A 20547-nucleotide genomic window follows, 5' to 3' on the forward strand; every position below is an offset into this window, starting at 1 on the left:
GTCACCGTTTCCCGCTCCGCCCCGGCTGTCCGGTCGTCGTCCGCCGCGACGGCGCGGGGTGGGTGAGGGCCGTGACATGACCGGTCCCGCGGTCGTCGGCGGTCGTCCGCCGCCTCGGGCACCGCGTCGAGAGGGACCGGTGTGGTCTGCGCGGTGGGTCGGTGGTCGGGTGCGGGCTCGGGCGGCTCCGGTGCCGCGCCGGACGCGGCCCGTCGCGCCGCCGTTCCGGTCGGGCGCCCAGGGACCGCTCGGCGGCCGTCGCCGTGGCCCACTCCCGCCGCTGCCTGGCAGAGTCGGGAGGGACCGGTGTGGTCTGCGCGGTGGGTCGGTGGTCGGGTGCGGGCTCGGGCGGCTCCGGTGCCGCGCCGGACGCGGCCCGTCGCGCCGCCGTTCCGGTCGGGCGCCCAGGGACCGCTCGGCGGCCGTCGCCGTGGCCCCCCGCTGCCCGGCGGTGACCGGGGGCGGCACGGCCGAGCGCGCGTTGACGGCGCCACCGATCACCGCGCTCAGCACCCGCCGCCCCCTGGACCCGGCCCCCGCCCCGTGGCCCGGCGCGGCCCCCCAGGGGCCCGCGCCTCAGGCCAGCGGACTTGCCGTCAGGGACGCCAGGAGGTCGGCGGGGCCGTCGTAGACGGCTTCCGCGCCCGCGTTCAGCAGGTCGGCGCGGGGGGTGCCGCCGGACAGGACTCCCACACAGCGCACCCCGGCTCGACGGCCCGCGCGCATGTCCCACACGGTGTCGCCGACGAACACGGCGCGTTCGGCAGGCGCCCCGGCCAGCTCCAGGGCGTGTTGCACGGGTTCCGGCGAGGGCTTGCCCTGCGCCACGTCGTCCGCGCTCGCCGTGGCGGCGATGGCGTCGTCGGCGTCGATGGCGCGCCGCAGGGCCGACAGCTCGCCCCCGCTCGCCGAGGTGGCGAGGACGACCGTCCAGCCGTCGTCGCGCAGCCGCCGCAGTAGTGGGCCGGCGTCCCGCAGTGGCGGCAGCCGGTCGAAGTACTGCCCGTAGAGGGCCTTGTGGGCGGCGCTGAGCTCGGCGTCCTCGTCCTTGTCGCGGTCGTCGCCGAGCAGGTGGGCGATCAGGTCGTCGGAACCGAGTCCGACCGCCCGGTGCACGGCGTGCATCGGTACCCGGTGGCCCGCCTGCCGGAAGGCCTCCCACCAGGTGGTGACATGCAGGTGGTTGGTGTCGACGAGGGTGCCGTCGATGTCGAACACGGCGGCGCGGGTCATCTCGGGTCCTTTCTCTCGAGCCCTTCGAGTACCACCTCAGCGGCCCGCCAGGCCCGCCGGCACCCGCCCCTCCCGCGTCCAGGCCAGCAGTGCGGCCAGCGGCCACGTGGTCACGATCCGTTCCGCGGGCACCTCACACTCCTCGGCCCGCGCGCAGCCCAGGATCTGCCAGTCCAGCTGGCCGGGCGCGTGTGCGTCGGTGTCGACCGAGAACAGCACGCCCGCCGTCACGGCCCGGCGGAGCAGCCGGCGCGGCGGGTCGAGCCGCTCGGGCCGGCTGTTGATCTCCACGGCCGTACCGGACTCGGCGCACGCCGCGAACACCTCGTCCGCGTCGAACTCCGACTCCGGCCGCCCCCGCCCGCTCACCAGCCGACCGGTGCAGTGGCCGAGGATGTCGGCGTGGGGATCGCGCACGGCGTTCACCATGCGGCGCGTCATCGCGCGGGACTCCATGCGCAGCTTGGAGTGCACGGACACGACCACCACGTCGACCCGCTCCAGCAGCTCCGGCTCCTGGTCCAGCGACCCGTCGTCGAGGATGTCGCACTCGATGCCGGTCAGCAGCCGGAACGGCGCCCAGGTCGCGTTGAGCTCCTCGACCACCTCCAGTTGCCGGCGCAGCCGCTCGGGCGAGAGCCCGCGGGCGACCGTCAGGCGCGGCGAGTGGTCGGTGAGCACGGTCCACTCGTGGCCGAGCGCGGCCGCGGCCCGGCCCATCTCGTCGATGGGACTGCCGCCGTCCGACCAGTCGGAGTGGACATGGCAGTCCCCGCGCAGCAGCTCCCGCAGCCGGGACCCCGCGCCGTCCGTGAGCGGCCGGCCGGCCTCGCCCTCCAGTTTCTCCAGATACGACGGCACGTGCCCGGCGAGCGCCTCGCGCACCACCTGGGCGGTCTTGGGGCCCACACCCTTGAGCGACTCCAGCGTCCCGGCCGCCGCCCGCTGCTCGACCTCCGCCACGGGCAGCCGCGCCAGTACCCGGGACGCCGTACGGAAGGCGCGCACGCGGTAGGTCGGCGCCAGGGACCGCTCCAGCAGGAAGGCGATCCGGTCCAGGGCCTCGACGGGATCCATCGCCACCTCCTGGCTCCAGAGTTCCCCACCTGCGCGCGGACCGCATGACGGGCGTCGCGTTTCGCCCTGGACGTCACATTTTGGTGATGATCGGATGATTCATACCGGTAGGTTGCGTTCTACCCTCTATGTCATGACCGAAATTGCGAGCCTCCGTATTTCCCACCCGCGGATCATGGTGCTCGGGGTGCAGCCGGGCCCGACGCCTTTCCGCATCGTGGAAGTCGATGGTCAGGTGGTCGGTGAGGCGAGGGCCGTCATCGACGTCCTCGAAATAGCCGCAGCGTTCGGCGTCACGGTCCATGACCTCGACGACCCGGACGTCGTGCGCTGGGTGGGCGGGGGCAAGTACACCTGGGCCCCGCGCTGACGGCGGCCCGGTCTCCTGCCCCTGCGCCCCGTCACAGGTGCCGCTCCCGCGCGTGCACCGCACGGCTCACCCTGCGCCCCAGGAGCAGGTAACCGACCAGCGCGCCCGTGGTGTTGAGGATGACGTCGTCGATGTCGAAGGCGCGCCCGGTCACCAGCGCGCCCTGGGCGAACTCCACCAGCAGCATGACGGCCGCGGTCAGCAGCAGCACCCGCAGCACCCCACGCGCCCGGGGCGCGACGACCGGCACCAGGATCCCGAAGGGCACGCCGAGCAGCACGTTCCCGCCGATCTGCTTGGCGGCGTCACGCAACGCGGGCTGGTCGAGGTAGGCCCGCAGCGAGTCGCCGGGACGCAGGTTGGAGTGCACCAGGGACTCGGAGGCGGGCGACGGCTCCAGCGTGAGCCGGGCGAGCACGACGGCGAACGCCACCATGAACGCGAAGGCGAACAGCATCGCCAGCAGCCGCAGCGGGAACGGCAACGGCCGCTCGGCGTGTGACGACTTCTTCGCCGCGGCGCCTTTGTCCCCCTTACCAGCCTTACCAGCCTTACCGGCATTACCAGCCTTACCGGTCTTGCCGGTCTTGCCGGTTTTCTCGGCCGTCTTCCTGGGGGTGGCGGGCTTGGCTGTCTCCTTCTTCGGCTTTGTCGGGGTGGCGGGCTCCTCGCTCTTGGCGGCGCGCGGGCGGAACAGGGTACGCGGACGTAGGGCTGCACGGGCCATGCGGTCCTCCAGTGTTCAACTTCCCTGCGTAGTAAGGCGATTACCCGCTAACCGCCCAGGGATGCAGACCGACGGTGCCCGGGTCCGCGGAGACCCGGGGACGGCTGGCCCGGATCCCCGACACCATGACTTTGGTCCCCGCGCTGCTGCTCGCGGCGGCGGTCGCAGCCGGGGTGGCCCCGGGTCTCGCCCACGTCGTCGCGCACGCCGTGAACGAGACCGGATCGGGAGGCGCGGTCACCTCCGTCCACTGGACCTGGGCCGGGGCACTGCTGGGCCTGACCTCGACCCTGCCGGCCGTGGGTCTGGCGGCCGTCGCCGTCGCCCGGCCGCGACTGCTCGCGGCCCCCGGCCGGGCGCTCTCCCTGCGCCGTCTGCAGTCCGGGCACATCGGGGACTACGTGGCCGGGCTGCTGGCCGGCACAGCACTACTGGGCGCACTGGCACTGCCCGGCGTGCTCGGCGGCTGACGCGGGGCCGGGCGCCGCGTGCGGGGATCAGGGGCCGTAGGCCACCTTCACCTCCTTGAAGCCGAGGGAGCGCAGCAGCCCCCGAAGCATGTCGGTGGTGTTGGTCTCGGCGCGCGCGGTCAGTCCGCTCTCCTTCGCCGCGTCGCCGATGTGCCGGACCGCGAGCTTCTGCACGGCCTGCTCACCGTTGGGGTTGTCCGAGAAGAGGTCGCCGAGGCGGTCGAGGAGACCGCGCTGCTTGGAGACCGCGTAGGAGCGGTCGGGGTCCAGCGCCGGAGTGCCGAGCCGGGCGTGCGGGAGCCGGAGCGTGGCCGAGGTGCGGTCGTCGTTGACCGTCACGTCCTTGTCGCCGACCTTGCCGAGGTCGACGTAGGCGTCCACGGTGCCCGCCCCGACGTACAGGGTGCGGGTGCCGCGCAGCGCGTCGGGGAGGTACTTGGCGTCCTTCTCCAGGTCCACGACGACCTGGAAGTTGCCGGAGGCGGCGTCGTATCGGCTCATGTCCTGGATGGACTCGAGCAGGGCGGGGCCGGAGCGGTCGTGGGTCTCGGTGCCGAAGAAGTCGCGCAGTCCCGGCAGCAGACTCAGCCGGATCCCGGCGAACATCACGACGAGCACGACCACGACGGCGGTGAGCACCTTGGCCCAGCCGGGCATCCGCCGAGGGAGGCGCTTGTCGGACTTGTCGGGCTTGGTGGACCTGATGGAAGTCGTCATGCAGACGGTCCTCCTTCCTGCTGTCCGGATGCCCGCCAATTCCGCTGTCAGACCGCCTTGTTGACGACCTGTGACAGGAGGGTCACGGAGGTCGAGGAAGTGAGCTGCCCCGTCGTACCGGCCCGTGGTCGAAGGCGAAGGCGACCGCGCGCACCCGGTCGCGCCGGTCCAGCTGGTCCGGGACCCGGCCGACGTGCGTCTTCACGGTCGCCTCGCCGACGCGCAGCCGTCCGGCGATCTCCGCGTAGGACAGGCCACGGCCGAGACAGGCCACGGCCGAGACAGGCCACGGCCGAGCAGGAGCAGCACCGCGTGCCCCCGGTCGGTCAGCGGGGCCGGCCGGCGGGCCGTGTCCGGCGTCGGCTCGACGGGGGTGGCGCGGGCGAACTCGGCGAGCAGCCGGCGGGTGACGGACGGCCCGAGGAGCGCCTCGCCCCGCCGCGAGCGTGCGGATGCCGTCGATCAGGGCCTCCGGCGCGCTGCGCTGGAGCAGGAACCCTGCCTCGACACGCCCGCCGAGCCCGGTGACCCGCTCCCGCATGGAACCGAGCCCCGGCCCGCCGCCCGGCTGCCGCTCGCCGCCGTACCGGTCCCGTCGTCCGTCACCCGGACAGGACGCGGTCGTCCGTCATCTCGACGTCGACCACCGCATGGGCGGGCCGTGCGTGCCGGACGACGGTGGTGGGCGACTCGTGAACCACCCGGCCGGCCGTCTCCGCGACGGGCGGCCGTGGCTGCCTGGGCGACCGCCACCAGCACCGCCGGCCTCGCGCTTCTCGCGGCACGTCGGCCTCGTGCTCCTCGCGGTGTCCGCCGACCTCGCGGTGTCCGTCGGCCTCGTGCTCCTCGCGGTGTCTGCCGACCTCGCGGTGTCCGTTGGCCTCGTGCTCCTCGCGGTGTCTGCCGACCTCGCGTCACGTCGGCCTCGCGCTTCTCGCGGTGTCCGCCGTCGCCGCGCTCGTCGCGACCTGCGCGCTGCCCTGCACGCGGGCGTGCGCCGCAAGGGCGTCACCGAGCTGATCACGGAGGCCCTGCTGCCGGCCGCCTCCACCGGGGCCCGGCTCACCGTGCTCCAGCCCCTCGACGAGTCCCCGCCCCGGCCCCACGCGCAGCCCACCGGTCACTGGAACCCAAGAACCCCGGGATCGCCCGCGACTACGACGAGGTCCTGCCGGACGCCACCCTGCTGACCGTGCCCGGCGCCGACCACCTCGTCGACCTCGAGCAGTCCGAGGCCTACCGGAAGGTGGTGACCGGATTCCTCGGCACCTGAGGGGTTCGCGGGGCTCTGGGCACTCCGGGGGACTCCGGGGCACTCCTGAGGGTGGGCAAAACGGACGTGGTCCGTAGCATGAGAGCTCCCGCCCCAGCCGGACATGATCAGCGAGGAGCCGATCGTGCGAGACATCTCCGTGTTCAGCGGCAGTGCCCACCCCGAGTTGGCCGCCGAGGTCTGTGCCCACCTCGGCGTGCCCCTGAGCCCCACCCGCCTCAGCAGGTTCGCCAACGACTGCCTGGAGGTCCAGCTCCAGGCCAACTGCCGGGAACGGGACGTCTTCCTCGTCCAGCCACTGGTCCGGCCCGTGCAGGAGCACCTCGTCGAGCTGCTGCTGATGTGCGACGCGGCCCGTGGGGCGTCGGCGGGCCGGATCACCGTCGTCATGCCGCACTACTCCTACGCCCGCTCCGACAAGAAGGACGCGCCCCGGATCTCGCTGGGCGGACGCCTGGTCGCCGACCTGATGGCGGCGGCAGGCGTGCACCGCGTCCTCGCCATTACGCTCCACTCGCCCCAGGTGCACGGCTTCTTCTCGATGCCCGTCGACCACTTGCACGCCCATCGGGAGCTGGCCGCCCACTTCCGCCGCTACGACCTCACCCGCACCACCGTCGTCTCACCGGACCTCGGCAACGCCAAGGAGGCCGCCGCCTTCGCCCGGATGATCGGCGCCCAGGTGGCGGCGGGCGCCAAGCAGCGGTACGCCGACGACCGGGTCAGCATCAGCGCCGTCATCGGCGAGGTCGCCGGGCGGGACGTCATCGTCCTCGACGACGAGATCGCCAAGGGCAGTACGGTCCTCGAACTCCTGGACCGGCTCAGAGAGTTGGCACCGCGCTCGATACGAGTGGCGTGCACGCACGGCCTGTTCGCGGCCGGCGCCCTCAAACGGCTCAGCGAGCAGCCCGACGTCCTGGAGATCGTGTGCACCAACACCGTGCCGGTGCCCGCCGAGGAGCACACCGACAAGCTGCGGATCCTGTCCATCGCCCCCGCCCTCGCGGAGGCCGTGCGCCGCATTCACAACGGCGAGTCCGTCAGCGCCCTGTTCGACGCGGCGCGCGGCGAATAGCCGGTGGCGCTTCGGGGCGCTGTCATAACGTGCCGGACGTGGCCTCGGGCCGTTCCAGGGCCGCGTCCAGCGTCGTGGCGGGCGGCAGCAGCCGGGACAGCCCGGTGGCCCGCAGGATCCGCAGGGTGAGCGGATGGGCGCAGACGAGATGCAGCTGCCCGCCGTGGCCGAGGACCCGGTCGCGCGCCCGGTACAGCAGCCGCAGCCCGGAGCAGTCGAAGAACTCGATCCGGGTCAGGTCGATCACGATGCGCGGGGCGGGACCGGCGGTCGCGTCGTCGAGGTGCGGGCCGATCTCCGTGGCCGCGACGATGTCGATCTCACCGCGGAACTCCAGCACCGTGTACCCCCGGTCCCGGCGGACGTGCAGGTGCGGGGTGTCCGCCGTGGGTTCCTGCTGCACGACGACATCGCCTCCAACCCGCTCCACCGGTCGGGAGCCTCCAACGGCCGGGGAGCAAGCAGCAGTTCCCCGCCTCAGCAAGTTACCCCCGATGGGGTGAATTCCAGCATGTTCGATTGACATATGTCTTCGAAATGCAACCGGCAGTGTCCGAGTTTTTTCGCGTCGTGAACGAAGGGGTGCGCGAAGGGGTGCGCGAACGGGTGGGTGGAGCCCTACGACAGCGCGTGCCACGCCTTGGAGAGAGCTGTGCGGAACTGCTCCGTCTGGTGGGCCGTGAGCTCCCGCACCATACGCTCCTCCAGCTCCCGCACCGGCCCGGCGTGCCGCTCCAGCAGCTCCCGCCCCTCCTCGGTGAGCAGGATCAGCAGCTCGCGCCGGTTGCGCGGATTGCGCTCGCGGCGGATCAGGCCGCGCCCCTCCAGGGAGCGCACCAGGTCGGCGATGGACTGGGCGGTGACGAAGGAGTCCCGGGCCAGCTGGGCGGCCGACAGGCCGTCGTGCCGCTCCAGCACGGTGAGTGCCGTGTACTGCAGCGCCGTGATCCCGGACGGCTTGACCAGCTCGTCCAGGTGGGATCGCACGACCAGCTCCACCTGCTTCACCATGTAGAGCAGGGACGGGGTCGCCCTGTGGGGCTGAGGTGCGGACGCTGCTGCCTTGGTTGTCTGGGTGCCGACCATGAGTCCGAGCGTAGACCATTGACAGGAAACCTGTCTGTAATGAGACTGCGGACCAACAGGAATCCTGTTGGTTGAAATCTTGGCGACGATGCTGAGGAGTGGTGATGACCACCTTCGAGATCGACCCCGGTCGACTGTTCATCGGGGGACAGTGGCGCGAGGCCGCGGACGGAGCGCGGACCGAGGTGGTCGACCCGTCCCGGGGCGCGGTCGTCACCACCGTCGCGGAGGCGGGCGCCGCCGACGTGGACGCGGCGGTGCGGGCCGCGCGGGAGGCCTTCGACGCCGGACAGTGGTCCGGCCTGAGCGGCCGGGAGCGCGGCCGCGTCCTGCTCCGGGTGGCGGAGCTGATCCGTGCGGAGGCCGACGAGATCGCCCGGCTGGAGAGCCTCGACGTCGGCAAGCCGATCACACTGGCCCACGCCGTGGACGTCACCAACGCGGCCAACGACTACGAGTACTTCGCGTCCCTCGCCTTCTCCCTGGACGGCGCGAACCGCGACACCCCCATGAACGCCCTCGCCTACACCAAGCGGGGACCGATCGGTGTGGTCGCCGCCATCACCCCGTTCAACTTCCCGCTGATCCTGGCCGGATCCAAGATCGCCCCGGCCCTCGCCGCCGGCAACACGGTCGTGCACAAGCCCGCCGACGAGACCCCGCTCAGCGCCCTCTACATGGCGGGACTGCTCCAGCGGGCCGGCGTTCCGGACGGCGTCGTCAACGTCGTCACCGGCAGCGGGCCGGTCGCCGGAGAGGCGCTGCTGCGGCACCCCGGCGTCGACAAGATCGCCTTCACCGGCTCCACCGCGATCGGTCGGCACGCCGCGAGCATCGCGGGCGAGAACCTCAAGCCGGTCACCATGGAACTCGGCGGCAACGCGGCGCACATCGTCTTCGAGGACGCCGACCTGGAGAAGGCCGTCGGCGCGGTCATCAAGGGCTTCGTCTTCAACACCGGCCAGTTCTGCATGGGCGGCCCGCGTCTGCTGGTGGCCCGCCCGGTCTACAGCACCCTGCTGAACATCCTCGCCGAGGCCGTCCCGGGCGTGCCCGTCGGCGACCCCCGGCAGGTGGAGACCGTCGTCGGCCCGATGGCGGGGGAGAAGCACCTGCGCAAGGTCGAGGAGTACGTCGACCTCGCCCGCAAGGAGGGCGCCCGCATCGTCTGCGGCGGCGAGCGCCTCGACCTCGACGGCGGCTACTACTACAAGCCGACCGTCATCGCCGACCTCGCCAACGACTCCCGTGTCGTGCAGGAGGAGATCTTCGGCCCGGTCCTCACCGTCCAGCCCTTCGACACCGAGGACGAGGCAGTGGCCCTGGCCAACTCCACGCCGTACGGACTGGCTTCGGGCGTCCAGACCGGCAACCTGGCCCGCGCCCACCGCGTCGCCGACCGCCTCCAGGCCGGCATCGTCTGGGTCAACGACTGGGCGATGCTCGACCCGGCCGTCCCCTTCGGCGGCGTCAAGGACTCCGGCTTCGGCCGCGAGTACGGCCCCGAGGCGCTCCACTCGTACACCAAGGTCAAGTCCGTCGTCGTCTCGCTCGACTGAACGCGCCTGTAGGAACACCTGTAGGAACAAAGGGAGTTCAACCGATGTCCACCACCACACGCGCCGCCGTCGTCGAGTCCGGCGGAGCCCCCTTCACCCTCTCCGACGTCGTCCTCGACGACCCCGCACCGCACGAGGCGCTGGTCCGCCTGGTGGCGGCCGGGGTGTGTCACACCGACCTCGGCGTGGCGAGCGGCGGACTGCCCTTCCCGCTGCCCGGAGTCCTCGGCCACGAGGGCGCGGGAGTCGTGGAGGCGGTCGGTTCGGCCGTCACCGGGGTCGCCCCCGGCGACCATGTCGTGCTGTCCTTCACCTCCTGCGGCGACTGCCGCAACTGCCACGGCGGCCACCCCGCCTACTGTGCGACCTGGCTGCCGCTGAACCTCATCGGCGGGCGCCGCGCCGACGGCACCAGCACGATCAGCCGGGACGGCGAGGCCCTCGGCGGCCACTTCTTCGGCCAGTCGTCGTTCGCCGAGCGGGCGCTGGTCGACGAACGCAGCCTGGTCAAGGTCGACCCGGAGGTACCGCTGGCGTCGATCGCCCCGCTGGGCTGCGGAGTCCAGACCGGCGTGGGCGCGGTCTGGAACGTGCTGAAGCCGGCGAACGGCAGCACGATCGTCGTCCTGGGCGCCGGAGCCGTCGGCCTGTCCGCGGTCATGGCGGCCGCGCTCACCCCGGCCACCACGATCATCGCCGTCGACAAGGTCGCCGAACGCCTCGCACTGGCCAAGGAGTTGGGCGCCACCCACACCGTCGACGCCGGCCAGGCCGCTCTCGGGGAGGCCATCGCGGAGATCACCGGCGGGCAGGGCGCCGACGGCATCGTGGAGACCACGGGCAGCACGGCCGTACTGCGGCAGGGCGTCGACGCGCTCGCCGCCCGCGGCACCCTCGTCGTCGTGGGCGCACCGCCCTTCGGCACCGAGGTCGCCCTGGACGTCAACGGACTGCTGGGCGGCAAGCAGGTCGTCGGTCTCACCCTCGGCGACGCCGAGACGCAGAGCTTCATCCCGGCGCTCGTCAAGCTCGTCAAGGAAGGACGGCTCCCGCTGGACCGCCTGATCGGCACCTACGCGTTCGCCGACATCGACCAGGCGGTGCGGGACATGACGGCGGGCAAGACCATCAAGCCCGTGCTGACGTTCTGACCGCCCGTCAGTCGACCGTGAGGACCAGCTTTCCGGTGGTCCGGCCGGTGTCGCCGAGCCTGTGCGCCTCGGCGGCATCGGCCAGCGGGAACGTTCCCGCGATCGTGGCGCGCAGCTTGCCCGCCTCGACCAGTTCCGCGATCGCCCGCATCCCGGCCCGGTCGGCGTCCACCAGCACCCACACCGCCCGGACGCCGAGCTGCTCGGCCTCCTCGTAGAACGCGTCCGAACTCACCGGCAGGATCGACACCACGATCCCGCCCGGCCGCAGCACCCGCAGGGACCGCACGGAGGTTTCCCCGCCGAGGGTGTCCAGAACCACGTCGACGTCCTTCACCGCCTCGGTGAAGTCGGTCTCCCGGTAGTCGATCACCTCGTCGGCGCCGAGTTCCCGCAGGAAGCCGTGCTTGCCCGCGCTCGCCGTGCCGATCACATACGCGCCGCGCGCCTTGGCGATCTGCACGGCCACGTGCCCCACACCGCCCGCGGCCGCGTGGATCAGCACCCGCTGCCCGGCCTGGAGATCGGCGTTCTCCACCAGGGCCTGCCAGGCCGTGAGCGAGACCAGCGGCAGCGCGCCCGCCTGGACATGGTCGATCCCGGCCGGCTTGTGCCACAGGGTGCGGACCGGGGCGATGGCGTACTCGGCGTGCGAGCCGTGGCCCCACGGGTACGGCAGCATGCCGAAGACCGCGTCGCCCGGCTTGAAAGTGGCCACGCCATGGCCGACCGCCTCGACGGTTCCGGACACGTCCCAGCCGAGGACGAAGGGCGGGTCGCCCAGGCGGCCGCCCATGGCGCGGTGCTTCCAGTCGGTCGGGTTGACTCCGGCGGCGCGCACCCGGACCAGCACCTCGTTCTGGCGCGGGGCGGGCCGCTCCACCTCCACTTCCTTCAGCACCTCGGGACCGCCGAGGACGTCCTGGCTGATGACACGCATGGTGTTCACCGTGTTCACGCGCTTCGTATTGCTCATGGTGACCAGCCTGCCCGGCCGCACCCGCCCGAGAAATGGCATGATTGCCAACCTTCGATAGGATCGTGCCATGGCTGGCAAGCAGCGCACGCACCGTGTGGTCGTCCTCGCCCTCGACGGCGTCTACCCCTTCGAGCTCGGCATCCCGAGCCGCATCTTCGGCGCGGCCGACGGCAACTACGAGACCCTGACCTGCACGGTCGACGGCCGTCCGGTGCGCACGAACGCCGACTTCACGATCGGTGTCGAGCACGGCCCCGAGGCGCTGGCCACGGCCGACACGGTCGTCGTCGCCCCCGTGGCACCCGAGCGGGTCACCGACGAGCTGCCGGACGGCGTCGCCGAGGCCCTCGCCCGGATCCGGCCCGACGCGCGCATCGTCTCCATCTGCACCGCCGCCTTCGTCCTCGCCGCCGCCGGCCTTCTCGACGGCCGCCGGGCCACCACCCACTGGCACGTCACCGAGAAGTTCCGCCGCAGGTACCCGCAGGTCGACCTCGACCCGGACGTCCTCTTCGTCGACGACGGCCGCGTGCTGACCTCGGCGGGCGCGGCCTCCGGTGTCGACGTCTGCCTGCATCTCGTCCGCAGGGACCACGGCAGCGAACTCGCCAACAAGGTGGCCCGCCGCTGCGTGGTCCCGCCGTTCCGCGACGGAGGCCAGGCCCAGTACATCGAACAGCCGGTCCCCGAGACCGGCGCGGCGAGCACGGCGGCCACCCGCGCCTGGGCCCTGGAGCGCCTCGACGAACCCCTCACCCTGGCCGACCTCGCCGCACACGCCCGGATGAGCCTGCGCACCTTCGCCCGCCGCTTCCACGACGAGGTGGGCCTCAGCCCCGGCCGCTGGCTGATCCAGCAGCGCGTCGTGCACGCCCGGCACCTGCTGGAGGCCAGCGACCTCTCCGTCGACCAGATCGCCGGCCGCGTCGGCTTCGCCACCGGCGCCTCACTGCGCCAGCACCTGCACGCGGCCATCGGGGTCTCCCCGCAGGCATACCGCAGGACGTTCCAGACGGCCCGCTGAACGTTGCGGTCCGCTGCGGCGTCGAAGTGGCGCAGGAACGGTCGACGGAATGGGGACGGACATGCGCAGAGGGCTCGTCGCGGTGACGGCGGCGCTGCTGGCTGCCGCGGGATGCGGCGCCGAGGACGACAGGGACGTGATCGTCGACGGCGCGCCCGCGGCGACGCCGTACAGCGGCCCGCTGAACATCCCCACCAGGCAGCTGGACGAGGACACCCCGGAGGCCACGCTCATCGCGTCGGGTGCCGCGGGCCGGGCGCTGGAGTGCGAGGGGGAGATCTCCTGGGGCGGCGGGCCCGACGGGTGGAGCGAGCACGACGGCGGTGACACGCCCGAGGACGGGCTGAGGCTCTACTTCGACATGTTCGAGCCGTCAGGTCCGCGCTCCGGATTCCGTGTGGAGCGCGAGGAGACCGACCGCGTCCTGTACTCCTACGACGTCGGCGGCCGGACGAAGGTGGCGGTGGTCGTCGCCAAGGACCAGAAGAACAGGCCGGGTTGGGGCCCGGAGACCAACGCCTCCTGTGATCCGGCCGAACTCCCCGCGAGCGTCACCGACTCCGGCGACCAGGAGATCTGGACCGACCGCAACGGGAAGCGGGTGACGACCACGACACTGAGCAGTTACGCCGGCGCGGAGCACTGCGGCTGGCAGAAGGCGCACTTCCTGGGGATGGGCCCGGCCAAGGACCACCGGCAGTACGTCCGCGACCCCGACGGTGTGCTCGAAGGCGACCTCCTCACCTCCCCGTACGACGGCGACGTCCGCATGCCCGCCGATGCGCACGACACCGGATACCGCTACCGGGACTGGCAGTTGTGGCTGACGGACGACCGCACGACGGCCTACGTCCGCACGTCCGACGGCGTCGAGGCCTGGCCGCTGGCGAAGGAGATGGTGGCCTGCGCGTGAGGGCCGCTCAGCGGCTCGCGTGCAGCGCGACGAGCAACTGCCACACCTGGTCGGCGATCTCACCGGGCGTGCCGTCGAGATCGCCGTGCAGCCAGTCGGCCAGCACGCCGGCGAAGGTGGCGGCGACGGCGGAGGCCACCAGCGGGGCGTCCGCCGCGCCCGCCCGCTCGCGCTCGCGCAGACTGTAGGCCCGCAGGTCCCGGTGCAGCACCCGGCCGAGCGGCCCGCCGCCGCCCGGCGCCAGCAGGGTGCGGTACAGCGCGGCGTGCGGGGCCAGCGAGCCGAAGAACTCCGCCAGCGCGGCCGGTGCCCGGACCGGGTCCGGCCGCCCCTGCCAGGCGTGCAGCGCCTCCACGGCCTCCCGTACGACGTCGGCGCAGGCGTCGACGGCGAGGGCCTCCAGGTCGGCATAGTGCACGTAGAAGGTGGCCCGCCCGACACCGGCCCGCCGCACCAGCGCGGCCACGCCGACCTCCTCCAGCGGCCGCTCGGCACACTCCTGAAGCAGTGCGGTACGCAGCCTCGCCCGGGTGCGGGCCGCCCGCGGGTCCTCGGGCTCGGCGCGCGTCACTGCGCGATCAGGACGGCGGCCAGGGCGAGCGCGCCGGGCAGGGCCTGCGCCACCAGGATCCGGCGGTTCGCCGTGACCGCGCCGTACACGCCCGCGACGATCACGCAGGACAGGAAGAACACCTGCGCCCGGAACCCGGTCGGGTCGGCGGCGATCAGCCCCCACACCAGGCCCGCCGCGAGGAAACCGTTGTAGAGCCCCTGGTTGGCGGCCATCGCGGCGGTCCGCTTCGCCATCTCCGCGTCGAGGCCGTGGAACGACATCCCCGGCTTCTTCTGCCACAGGAACATCTCCATCACCAGGATGTAGAGATGCAGCGCGGCCACCAGCACGACGAGCACGTTCGCCAGGATTTCCATGGTCTCCCTCAACTTCTTGGACAGGTGTCCACTATAGCGGGACACCTGTCCAAGAAGTCCAGCTGTCAGAGGGGGCCGCTAGCCTGCGGGACATGACTGATCAAGAGGTGACCGACCGAGAAGTGACCGTGCGCGTGGCCCGCACGCAGGACATACCGGGGCTCGTCGCCTCCAGTGCCGGACTCTTCGCCGAGGATGCGGGCACCCGCGACCCGAGCGTCGACGTGGACTGGCCGCGCCGACACGGCGAAGCGTCCTTCGCGGCCGCCCTCGAAGACGGGTCCCGCCTCGTCCTCGTCCTCGAGCGCGACGGACAGGTGGTCGGCCACCTGATGGGGTCGGTCACCGAGCCCTCGCCCATGCGGCCGGTGCGGTCCGCCACCCTCATGAGCGTGTACGTCCGCCCCGCCCACCGCGGGGACGGCGCCGGGGCGCGACTCGTCGAGGCCTTCCTCGCCTGGGCCGCCGAACACGGCGCCGGTCAGACCGAGGTGACGGCCTACACGGACAACGCCGACGCCATCCGCTTCTACGAACGCCACGGCTTCACCCCGCGCACCGTCACCCTCCGTCGCTCCCTCTGACGGTCGTCCGGGGCGGCGGGCGAAAAACAAGGCGAGAACGGGCAGGTGGAGGCCACACTGGAGACATGACGCCAGCACCCGCACGCCTCGCGAAGCAGCGCAAGCTCGACACCCTTCACCGGCTGGAACACGATGTGGACGCATGGGTGGCCACGGCCGCCGAGAACGGCGCGGCCCCCTACCTGGTCCCGCTCTCCTACGTCTGGGACGGCGCGACTCTCCTCTTCGCCACCCCCGCCACCAGCCCCACCGGCCGCAACCTGCTGGCCACCGGCGTCGCGCGGGTCGGCGTCGGACCGACCCGGGACGTCGTGATGATCGAGGGGACGGCCGTCGCCGTGCCGCCCGCCGAGTTGCCGGAGGAGGACGCCGAGATCTTCGCGGGCAAGACCGGCTTCGATCCGCGCGAACTGTCCGCGCCCTACCTGTACTTCCGTGTCCTCCCGGGCCGGATCCAGGCCTGGCGTGAGGCCGACGAGCTCCAGGGGCGCGAGCTGATGCGGGACGGGGAGTGGCTGGTGGCCGACTGAAACGGGGGTATCCGCAAGGTTCGGGGACGGGACGCGCTCGCCCCCGCCCGGATTTCGCGGAGGAGAACAGGACATGGCATTGGTGAAAGCGGGCGTCGTGGTGCTCGACTGTGCCGAACCGGAGAAGCTCGCCGAGTTCTACAAGGGGCTGCTGGACGCCGAGGAGACCGACACGACCGCCAACCGCGTGGAGATCAGGGGCGCCGACGGCACCCGCCTGGCCTTCCGGCGTGACGTGAACGCGACCCCGCCGAGCTGGCCGCGCCCCGAGAACGCGCTCCAGGCCCACCTGGACTTCCTCGTCGACGACCTCGACGAGGTGGAACGCAGGATCGTGGGCCTGGGCGGCCGCCCCCTGGAGACCAAGGGCGCCCCCGGCCCCCAGGAGGAACGAGGCTACGCCGACCCGTCGGGTCACTCGTTCACCCTCCGCCTCGAGCCTTCCACGGCACCGAAACAGGGATGAGACCGGGGCGCACCGTGCCGCCGCGTTGTCCCAGGAGCCGACAACGCGGCAGCCACCGGTCCCGGGCCCACCGGCCGCCCGGCCCACCGACGGCTGACCGGCCGCCCGGCCCGTCGACGGCCCACCGGCTGCCCGGCCCGCCGACGGTTCACCGGCTGTGTGGTCCGTCGACGGCCGACCGGCTGTGTGGTCCGTCGACGGCCGACCGGCCGCCCGGCCCGTCGACGGTTCACCGGCTGTGTGGTCCGCCGACCGCGGACCGGCCGCCCGGCCCGTCGACGGTTCACCGGCCGCCCGGCGGGCCGCCTCCTCTGCCGACGACCCACCGCCTTCCCTGCCGACGGCCCCCCGTCTCCCTGCTGCCCCGCGCCGTTCGCGGGCGCTCAGTCCCGGCCGCCCTTCTCCTTGGCCGGCCAGATTCCTGTGGACCGTTCTATCGCCTTGGCGCCGGTGCGGTCGGCGGCGCTGCGGGCCGCTGCGAAGATCGCGCCCTGGACCGCGGCGGCCAGCAGGATCTCGCCCCAGCCGCGGTCCCGGTCCAGAGCGTCGGGGGCGTCGTCCTCGTGTCGTATCGCCTTCCATGCCTTGCGGAACGCGAGCCCGGCCAGGGCGCCGCTCGCCCAGCCCAGCACGAAGCCGACGGGCTGGTAGACAAGGGGGAGTTTCTTCTTCTTGGCCACGGGTGCCTCACTCCTTCTCTCTGCGCTGCGCGGACGGGGTCGGACGGGTTGTCTCAGGGCCGTCCCCCCGCGGGAACCTCCTCGTCGGCGCGCACCGGGCCGGGCGGGGTACCGTCGCCGAACGGGCGGCCGCCGAGTTCCTCGCGGTGGTGCGGGGTGTGCCAGCCGGCCAGGTCGGGGCCGAGGGGGACGATCCGGGTCGGGTTGATGCCGGTGTGCACCCGGTAGTAGTGCCGCTTGATGTGGTCGAAGTCGACGGTGTCACCGAAGCCGGGCGTCTGGAAGAGGTCCCGGACGTATGCCCACAGGACCTGGTTCTCCGTCACCTTCCAGCGGTTGCACTTGAAGTGGCCGTGATAGACGGCGTCGAAGCGCACCAGTGTGGTGAACAGCCGGATGTCCGCCTCGGTGATCGTCTCGCCGACCAGATACCGCTGCCGGGCCAGCCGGTCCGTCAGCAGCTCCAGACGCCGGAAGACGCCCGCGCACGCCTCCCCGTACTCGCCCTGTTCGCTCGCGAAACCGGCCCGGTACACCCCGTTGTTGACATCCTTGTACACGTCGGCCATGACCGTGTCGATCTCGTCGCGCAGCCGGTCCGGGTAGAGGTCGGGCGCGCCGGGACGGTGCAGGGCCGTCCACTCGGTGGCGAGGTCGAGGGTGAGCCTCTGGTAGTCGTTGGTCACCAGCTCGCCGCTGGGGACGTCCACGATCGCCGGCACGCTGACCCCGCCGGGGTAGTCGGTTTCCCGCTTGTCGTACGCCTCGCCGAGATACCGGATGCCGAGCACCGGATCGCGGCCGTCCGGGTCGAGGGTGAAGCGCCAGCTGCGGTCGTCCTGGATCGGGTCGGCGATGGCCATCGACAGCGCGTCCTCCAGCCCCAGGAGCCGCCGGGAGATCACCGCCCGGCTCGCCCACGGGCAGGCGCGGCTGACCACCAGACGGTAACGGCCGGCCGCCACGGGCCAGCCGTCCCGGCCGTCCGCGGTGATCCGGTCGGTGAAGTGACTCCTGGACCGCCTGAACGCCGTGTGTCCGTACGCCCTGTTGCCGTCGCCCCCGCCGCTCATGGTTCCTCCCGCTGCTCACCGCGCTGCTCGTGCACGTCCTGCTGACCGCGTTCCCCGATTTCCGCCGACGGCACGGTGTGAGCCCGACCGGCCGGGGCAGTCGGCGATGGTGAGTACAGCCGACGGTACGACCGACCGCACGACCGACCCCACAGCCGATCACAGGACACGTCTCACCGTGCTGGTGGCGCTCGCCGCCAACCTGGTCATCGCCGTCGCCAAGGCGGTGGGGGGCGTGGTCGCGGGCTCGCCCGCACTGCTGTCGGAGGCGGCGCACTCCGTGGCCGACAGCCTGAACGAGGTCTTCCTCCTCGCCGCGCTGCGCCGCAGCCGACGCCCGGCCGACAAACAGCACCCCTTCGGCTACGGCAAGGAACGCTTCTTCTGGTCCTTGCTCGCCGCCGTCGGGATCTTCGTCATGGGCGGCTGCTTCTCCTTCTTCCAGGGCGTCGAGGCCCTGCGGACCGGCGCCGACGAGAAGTTCAGCGGCTATGTGGTGGGCCTGATCGTGCTGGGCGTCGCCTTCGTCGCCGAGGGAGTCTCGCTGCTGCGGGCCCTGCACCAGGTGCGCAGGCAGGGCGGCGGCCTCGCGGGCGTGCGCGACCCGGCCCTGCGCACGGTCGTCGCCGAGGACGGCACGGCGGTGCTCGGCGTCACCCTGGCCGCGATCGGCATGGCCCTGCACATGGTCACCGGACAGGTCGTCTGGGAGGCCTGTGCCTCGCTGGCGATCGGTGTGCTGCTCGTGTACGTCGCCTACGGACTCGGCCGTACGGCCCGCGATCAGCTCATCGGCGAGGCCGCCGACCCCGAGACCGGGGCGCGGATCCGCGCGCTCCTCGACGCCCAGCCCGAGATCGACAGCGTGGAGGCGCTGTTCACGATGAAGACGGGCCTCGACTCGACACTGGTGGCGGCTCGCGTGGACCTCATGCCGGGCCTGGACAGCGAGCGGGTCGAGGAGGTCGCCGTCCGCATCAAGCGCTCGATCGCCCACACGGTTCCCGAGGCGGACCGGATCTTCCTCGACGTGACCGACCGCCCCGCGCGCGAGACACGTGAAAGCCCCGCCGCGACGGGGGAACGCGGCGGGGCCTGACCTTCGGGTGCCCGGTGCGCGCCCGTTCATACGCACCCGCGGCAGATTTTTCTACGAAACTCCCGGAGGGATCTCGTCCGGGTCCGGGTCCGTGGATCCGTGGCCGTGGAGGGGGTTTCCTCCGCTCAGCTGACCCTCGGAGGGTTCCTCCGGTCAGCTGCCGGCGTCCGGTTCCACGACGAACACCGGGATCTCCCGGTCCGTCTTCTTCTGGTAGTCGGCGTACGGCGGAAACGCGGCGACGGCGCGCTCCCACCACTCTGCCTTCTCCGCGCCGGTGACCTCACGGGCCGTCATGTCCTGCTTGCGCGGCCCGTCCTGGAGTTCCACCTGGGGATCGGACGTGACGTTGTGGTACCAGACGGGGTGCTTCGGGGCCCCGCCCTGGGAGGCGACCAGGGCGTACCGGCCGTCGTGCTCGACCCGCATCAGCGGCGTCTTGCGGATCTTCCCGCTCTTCGCGCCCCGGGTCGTCAGCAGGATGACCGGCAGGCCCGTCTCCCGCAGCGTCGTCCCCTCGGTGCCGCCGGAGCGCTCGTACTGCTCCACCTGCTCGCGCACCCACTGCGTCGGGCTGGGCTCGTACTCGCCTTCGAGAGGCATGGCATCCGTCCCCTTCGTCATGTCGACATGTCGTCGCATCGCCGTATCGTCGCGTCGTCGACCCGTCCGTGTCACGTACGTCCGACCCGCGCTGTGCTTCAACACCGGTACCCGCGTGATTCATCCGTCTCGCGGCACATCTCGCACGACTACGTCATCATCTGCACGGCCGGCGCCGTCATCACCCCGCTCGACACGAGTGCCGTCACCAGCCGCCCCCGGTGGCCGGTCAGTACCCGGCCCAGCAGCGCACCACCCCCGGCGAGCAGCAGCTGCCAGCTCGCGGACGCGACGAAGGCCGCCGTCACGAACACGCCCTGTTCCAGGGGCCGTACGGAATCGGTGGCGCCGGTGCCGAGGACCAGCGCGGTGAAGTAGACCACGGTCGTCGGGTTGAGGAGGGTGATGCCCAGCAGGCTCAGGTAGGCCCGGGCCGGGCTCGGCGGGGGCGGCGCGGAACGGGTGTTGAGCCGGGGGGTCCGGTACTGGCGTACGGCCGTCACCGCGCCCCGCGCCGCCAGCGCCAGCAGGACCAGGGCCGAGGCCCAGCGCAGCGGTGTCAGCACAGGCCGCAGCACGGCGGCGACGGCGGCGCCCCCGACCGTGGCGACCAGGGCGTAGATCCCGTCCGCGGTGGCGACGCCGAGCGCGGCGCACACCCCGGTGCGCAGGGATGTGCGGGCGGTGAGGGAGACGAGGTAGGTCGCGACCGCGCCGACGGGTACGGCGATGCCGTATCCCGCGACCAGGCCCGCGACGAGCGCGGCCGTCACGGTCGCGCGGTGTCGCGCCTCCGGTGACGGCCGGGCTGCTGCCGGACCCGCGCCGGAAGAGCGGCGGCGGACATCAGCGGCAGCGGCAGGCGGGCATCGCACGTGGACATGGCCGGATCCTGGGGCCGACGACGGGCGGGCGGCAACCTGTT

25 protein-coding genes and 1 pseudogene are annotated in these 20547 nt (G+C 72.4%); 12 read left to right on the top strand and 14 right to left on the bottom strand.

Translation table 11 applies throughout. The annotated features are described in order from the left end of the window. Window positions 1–576: 576 nt before the first annotated feature. Window positions 577–1233 carry an HAD family hydrolase gene (locus OG289_RS45435; RefSeq protein ID WP_327319867.1) on the bottom strand — a complete coding sequence of 219 codons (657 nt, stop codon included), beginning with the start codon at window positions 1231–1233 and terminating at the stop codon, window positions 577–579. A 36-nt stretch (window positions 1234–1269) separates the two neighbouring features. After that, window positions 1270–2310: a PHP domain-containing protein gene (locus tag OG289_RS45440; RefSeq protein WP_327319868.1), complete on the bottom strand. Its 1041-nt coding sequence runs from the start codon at window positions 2308–2310 to the stop codon at window positions 1270–1272. A gap of 133 nt (window positions 2311–2443) precedes the next feature. On the opposite strand from OG289_RS45440, the gene OG289_RS45445 reads away from it, so the two are divergent. After that, on the top strand, window positions 2444–2680 hold the full coding sequence (locus tag OG289_RS45445) for a hypothetical protein (RefSeq protein ID WP_327319869.1): 237 nt from the start codon (window positions 2444–2446) through the stop codon (window positions 2678–2680). Window positions 2681–2711: 31 nt separating this feature from the next. Here the strand turns inward: OG289_RS45445 and OG289_RS45450 are convergent, their stop codons facing one another. Further along, entirely contained in the window at window positions 2712–3407 is a 696-nt protein-coding gene (locus OG289_RS45450; RefSeq protein WP_327319870.1) for a VanZ family protein, read from the bottom strand. 86 nt (window positions 3408–3493) lie between these two features. On the opposite strand from OG289_RS45450, the pseudogene OG289_RS45455 reads away from it, so the two are divergent. Continuing rightward, a pseudogene (locus OG289_RS45455) lies at window positions 3494–3877 on the top strand (complex I subunit 5 family protein); the annotation flags it as partial. A gap of 27 nt (window positions 3878–3904) precedes the next feature. On the opposite strand, the gene OG289_RS45460 reads toward OG289_RS45455, so the two are convergent. Together OG289_RS45460 and OG289_RS45465 are read right to left on the bottom strand one after the other, a co-directional pair. Beyond that, a complete protein-coding gene (locus OG289_RS45460) occupies window positions 3905–4594 on the bottom strand; it encodes a DUF4230 domain-containing protein (protein WP_327319871.1) in 690 nt (229 codons plus the stop codon). Between the two features lie 82 nt (window positions 4595–4676). Further along, window positions 4677–4868: a response regulator transcription factor gene (locus OG289_RS45465; RefSeq protein WP_327319872.1), complete on the bottom strand. Its 192-nt coding sequence runs from the start codon at window positions 4866–4868 to the stop codon at window positions 4677–4679. Between the two features lie 265 nt (window positions 4869–5133). On the opposite strand from OG289_RS45465, the gene OG289_RS45470 reads away from it, so the two are divergent. Together OG289_RS45470 and OG289_RS45475 are read left to right on the top strand one after the other, a co-directional pair. Continuing rightward, the gene (locus OG289_RS45470; RefSeq protein WP_327319873.1) at window positions 5134–5784 is read left to right on the top strand and encodes a hypothetical protein; all 651 of its coding nucleotides are present in this window, start codon (window positions 5134–5136) and stop codon (window positions 5782–5784) included. Window positions 5785–5991: 207 nt separating this feature from the next. Further along, the gene (locus tag OG289_RS45475; protein WP_327319874.1) at window positions 5992–6945 is read left to right on the top strand and encodes a ribose-phosphate diphosphokinase; all 954 of its coding nucleotides are present in this window, start codon (window positions 5992–5994) and stop codon (window positions 6943–6945) included. A 22-nt stretch (window positions 6946–6967) separates the two neighbouring features. Here OG289_RS45475 and OG289_RS45480 read toward each other — a convergent pair whose 3' ends face one another. Together OG289_RS45480 and OG289_RS45485 are read right to left on the bottom strand one after the other, a co-directional pair. Next, complete coding sequence (locus tag OG289_RS45480) at window positions 6968–7348, bottom strand: anti-sigma factor antagonist (RefSeq protein WP_327319875.1); 381 nt, start codon at window positions 7346–7348, stop codon at window positions 6968–6970. Between the two features lie 215 nt (window positions 7349–7563). Further along, window positions 7564–8031: a MarR family winged helix-turn-helix transcriptional regulator gene (locus tag OG289_RS45485; RefSeq protein WP_442819041.1), complete on the bottom strand. Its 468-nt coding sequence runs from the start codon at window positions 8029–8031 to the stop codon at window positions 7564–7566. Between the two features lie 104 nt (window positions 8032–8135). Between OG289_RS45485 and OG289_RS45490 the strand changes: the two genes are divergently transcribed. After that, the gene (locus tag OG289_RS45490; protein WP_327319876.1) at window positions 8136–9590 is read left to right on the top strand and encodes an aldehyde dehydrogenase family protein; all 1455 of its coding nucleotides are present in this window, start codon (window positions 8136–8138) and stop codon (window positions 9588–9590) included. A gap of 44 nt (window positions 9591–9634) precedes the next feature. Beyond that, window positions 9635–10741, top strand: a complete 1107-nt coding sequence (locus OG289_RS45495) for an NAD(P)-dependent alcohol dehydrogenase (RefSeq protein WP_327319877.1) — start codon at window positions 9635–9637, stop codon at window positions 10739–10741. A 7-nt stretch (window positions 10742–10748) separates the two neighbouring features. Here the strand turns inward: OG289_RS45495 and OG289_RS45500 are convergent, their stop codons facing one another. Further along, entirely contained in the window at window positions 10749–11717 is a 969-nt protein-coding gene (locus tag OG289_RS45500) for an NADP-dependent oxidoreductase (protein ID WP_327319878.1), read from the bottom strand. 70 nt (window positions 11718–11787) lie between these two features. Here OG289_RS45500 and OG289_RS45505 point away from each other — a divergent pair, with 70 nt between their 5' ends. Together OG289_RS45505 and OG289_RS45510 are read left to right on the top strand one after the other, a co-directional pair. After that, entirely contained in the window at window positions 11788–12744 is a 957-nt protein-coding gene (locus OG289_RS45505) for a GlxA family transcriptional regulator (protein WP_327319879.1), read from the top strand. Between the two features lie 61 nt (window positions 12745–12805). Further along, window positions 12806–13657 (top strand): hypothetical protein, encoded by an 852-nt coding sequence (locus OG289_RS45510; protein WP_327319880.1) that lies wholly within the window; start codon window positions 12806–12808, stop codon window positions 13655–13657. A gap of 7 nt (window positions 13658–13664) precedes the next feature. Here OG289_RS45510 and OG289_RS45515 read toward each other — a convergent pair whose 3' ends face one another. Both OG289_RS45515 and OG289_RS45520 read right to left on the bottom strand, forming a co-directional pair. Continuing rightward, window positions 13665–14228 (bottom strand): TetR/AcrR family transcriptional regulator, encoded by a 564-nt coding sequence (locus OG289_RS45515; protein ID WP_327319881.1) that lies wholly within the window; start codon window positions 14226–14228, stop codon window positions 13665–13667. Then, window positions 14225–14587 (bottom strand): DUF1304 domain-containing protein, encoded by a 363-nt coding sequence (locus tag OG289_RS45520; RefSeq protein WP_327319882.1) that lies wholly within the window; start codon window positions 14585–14587, stop codon window positions 14225–14227. The genes OG289_RS45515 and OG289_RS45520 overlap by 4 nt, the downstream gene beginning before the upstream one ends. 92 nt (window positions 14588–14679) lie before the next feature. Between OG289_RS45520 and OG289_RS45525 the strand changes: the two genes are divergently transcribed. The 3 genes from OG289_RS45525 to OG289_RS45535 all read left to right on the top strand — a co-directional run bounded on the left by OG289_RS45525 (window position 14680) and on the right by OG289_RS45535 (window position 16167). After that, window positions 14680–15171 (top strand): GNAT family N-acetyltransferase, encoded by a 492-nt coding sequence (locus tag OG289_RS45525; protein WP_327319883.1) that lies wholly within the window; start codon window positions 14680–14682, stop codon window positions 15169–15171. A gap of 65 nt (window positions 15172–15236) precedes the next feature. Then, the gene (locus tag OG289_RS45530) at window positions 15237–15701 is read left to right on the top strand and encodes a pyridoxamine 5'-phosphate oxidase family protein (protein WP_327319884.1); all 465 of its coding nucleotides are present in this window, start codon (window positions 15237–15239) and stop codon (window positions 15699–15701) included. Window positions 15702–15774: 73 nt separating this feature from the next. Next, entirely contained in the window at window positions 15775–16167 is a 393-nt protein-coding gene (locus OG289_RS45535) for a VOC family protein (RefSeq protein ID WP_327319885.1), read from the top strand. Between the two features lie 383 nt (window positions 16168–16550). Here the strand turns inward: OG289_RS45535 and OG289_RS45540 are convergent, their stop codons facing one another. Beyond that, a complete protein-coding gene (locus tag OG289_RS45540) occupies window positions 16551–16847 on the bottom strand; it encodes a DUF4235 domain-containing protein (RefSeq protein WP_327319887.1) in 297 nt (98 codons plus the stop codon). Window positions 16848–16900: 53 nt separating this feature from the next. Continuing rightward, on the bottom strand, window positions 16901–17920 hold the full coding sequence (locus OG289_RS45545) for a glutathione S-transferase family protein (protein WP_327319888.1): 1020 nt from the start codon (window positions 17918–17920) through the stop codon (window positions 16901–16903). 106 nt (window positions 17921–18026) lie between these two features. Between OG289_RS45545 and OG289_RS45550 the strand changes: the two genes are divergently transcribed. Continuing rightward, window positions 18027–19019, top strand: a complete 993-nt coding sequence (locus OG289_RS45550; protein ID WP_327319889.1) for a cation diffusion facilitator family transporter — start codon at window positions 18027–18029, stop codon at window positions 19017–19019. A gap of 153 nt (window positions 19020–19172) precedes the next feature. On the opposite strand, the gene OG289_RS45555 is transcribed toward OG289_RS45550, so the two are convergent. Together OG289_RS45555 and OG289_RS45560 are read right to left on the bottom strand one after the other, a co-directional pair. Next, a complete protein-coding gene (locus OG289_RS45555) occupies window positions 19173–19622 on the bottom strand; it encodes a nitroreductase family deazaflavin-dependent oxidoreductase (RefSeq protein WP_327319890.1) in 450 nt (149 codons plus the stop codon). A gap of 149 nt (window positions 19623–19771) precedes the next feature. Then, window positions 19772–20395: a LysE family transporter gene (locus tag OG289_RS45560; protein WP_327319891.1), complete on the bottom strand. Its 624-nt coding sequence runs from the start codon at window positions 20393–20395 to the stop codon at window positions 19772–19774. Between the last annotated feature and the right edge of the window lie 152 nt (window positions 20396–20547).

The sequence above is a fragment of the Streptomyces sp. NBC_01235 genome (genome assembly GCF_035989285.1).
GTDB lineage: Bacteria > Actinomycetota > Actinomycetes > Streptomycetales > Streptomycetaceae > Streptomyces.

Bases quoted from the DNA above. Each gene is read 5' to 3' on its own strand.
- OG289_RS45550 (WP_327319889.1), top strand. From the start codon at position 18,027: ATGGTGAGTACAGCCGACGGTACGACCGACCGCACGACCGACCCCACA.
- OG289_RS45435 (WP_327319867.1), bottom strand. From the start codon at position 1,233: ATGACCCGCGCCGCCGTGTTCGACATCGACGGCACCCTCGTCGACACC.
- OG289_RS45495 (WP_327319877.1), top strand. From the start codon at position 9,635: ATGTCCACCACCACACGCGCCGCCGTCGTCGAGTCCGGCGGAGCCCCC.
- OG289_RS45530 (WP_327319884.1), top strand. From the start codon at position 15,237: ATGACGCCAGCACCCGCACGCCTCGCGAAGCAGCGCAAGCTCGACACC.
- OG289_RS45505 (WP_327319879.1), top strand. From the start codon at position 11,788: ATGGCTGGCAAGCAGCGCACGCACCGTGTGGTCGTCCTCGCCCTCGAC.
- OG289_RS45525 (WP_327319883.1), top strand. From the start codon at position 14,680: ATGACTGATCAAGAGGTGACCGACCGAGAAGTGACCGTGCGCGTGGCC.
- OG289_RS45460 (WP_327319871.1), bottom strand. From the start codon at position 4,594: ATGACGACTTCCATCAGGTCCACCAAGCCCGACAAGTCCGACAAGCGC.
- OG289_RS45450 (WP_327319870.1), bottom strand. From the start codon at position 3,407: ATGGCCCGTGCAGCCCTACGTCCGCGTACCCTGTTCCGCCCGCGCGCC.
- OG289_RS45445 (WP_327319869.1), top strand. From the start codon at position 2,444: ATGACCGAAATTGCGAGCCTCCGTATTTCCCACCCGCGGATCATGGTG.
- OG289_RS45535 (WP_327319885.1), top strand. From the start codon at position 15,775: ATGGCATTGGTGAAAGCGGGCGTCGTGGTGCTCGACTGTGCCGAACCG.
- OG289_RS45510 (WP_327319880.1), top strand. From the start codon at position 12,806: ATGCGCAGAGGGCTCGTCGCGGTGACGGCGGCGCTGCTGGCTGCCGCG.
- OG289_RS45470 (WP_327319873.1), top strand. From the start codon at position 5,134: ATGGAACCGAGCCCCGGCCCGCCGCCCGGCTGCCGCTCGCCGCCGTAC.
- OG289_RS45485 (WP_442819041.1), bottom strand. From the start codon at position 8,031: ATGGTCGGCACCCAGACAACCAAGGCAGCAGCGTCCGCACCTCAGCCC.
- OG289_RS45440 (WP_327319868.1), bottom strand. From the start codon at position 2,310: ATGGATCCCGTCGAGGCCCTGGACCGGATCGCCTTCCTGCTGGAGCGG.
- OG289_RS45500 (WP_327319878.1), bottom strand. From the start codon at position 11,717: ATGAGCAATACGAAGCGCGTGAACACGGTGAACACCATGCGTGTCATC.
- OG289_RS45555 (WP_327319890.1), bottom strand. From the start codon at position 19,622: ATGCCTCTCGAAGGCGAGTACGAGCCCAGCCCGACGCAGTGGGTGCGC.
- OG289_RS45490 (WP_327319876.1), top strand. From the start codon at position 8,136: ATGACCACCTTCGAGATCGACCCCGGTCGACTGTTCATCGGGGGACAG.
- OG289_RS45545 (WP_327319888.1), bottom strand. From the start codon at position 17,920: ATGAGCGGCGGGGGCGACGGCAACAGGGCGTACGGACACACGGCGTTC.
- OG289_RS45520 (WP_327319882.1), bottom strand. From the start codon at position 14,587: ATGGAAATCCTGGCGAACGTGCTCGTCGTGCTGGTGGCCGCGCTGCAT.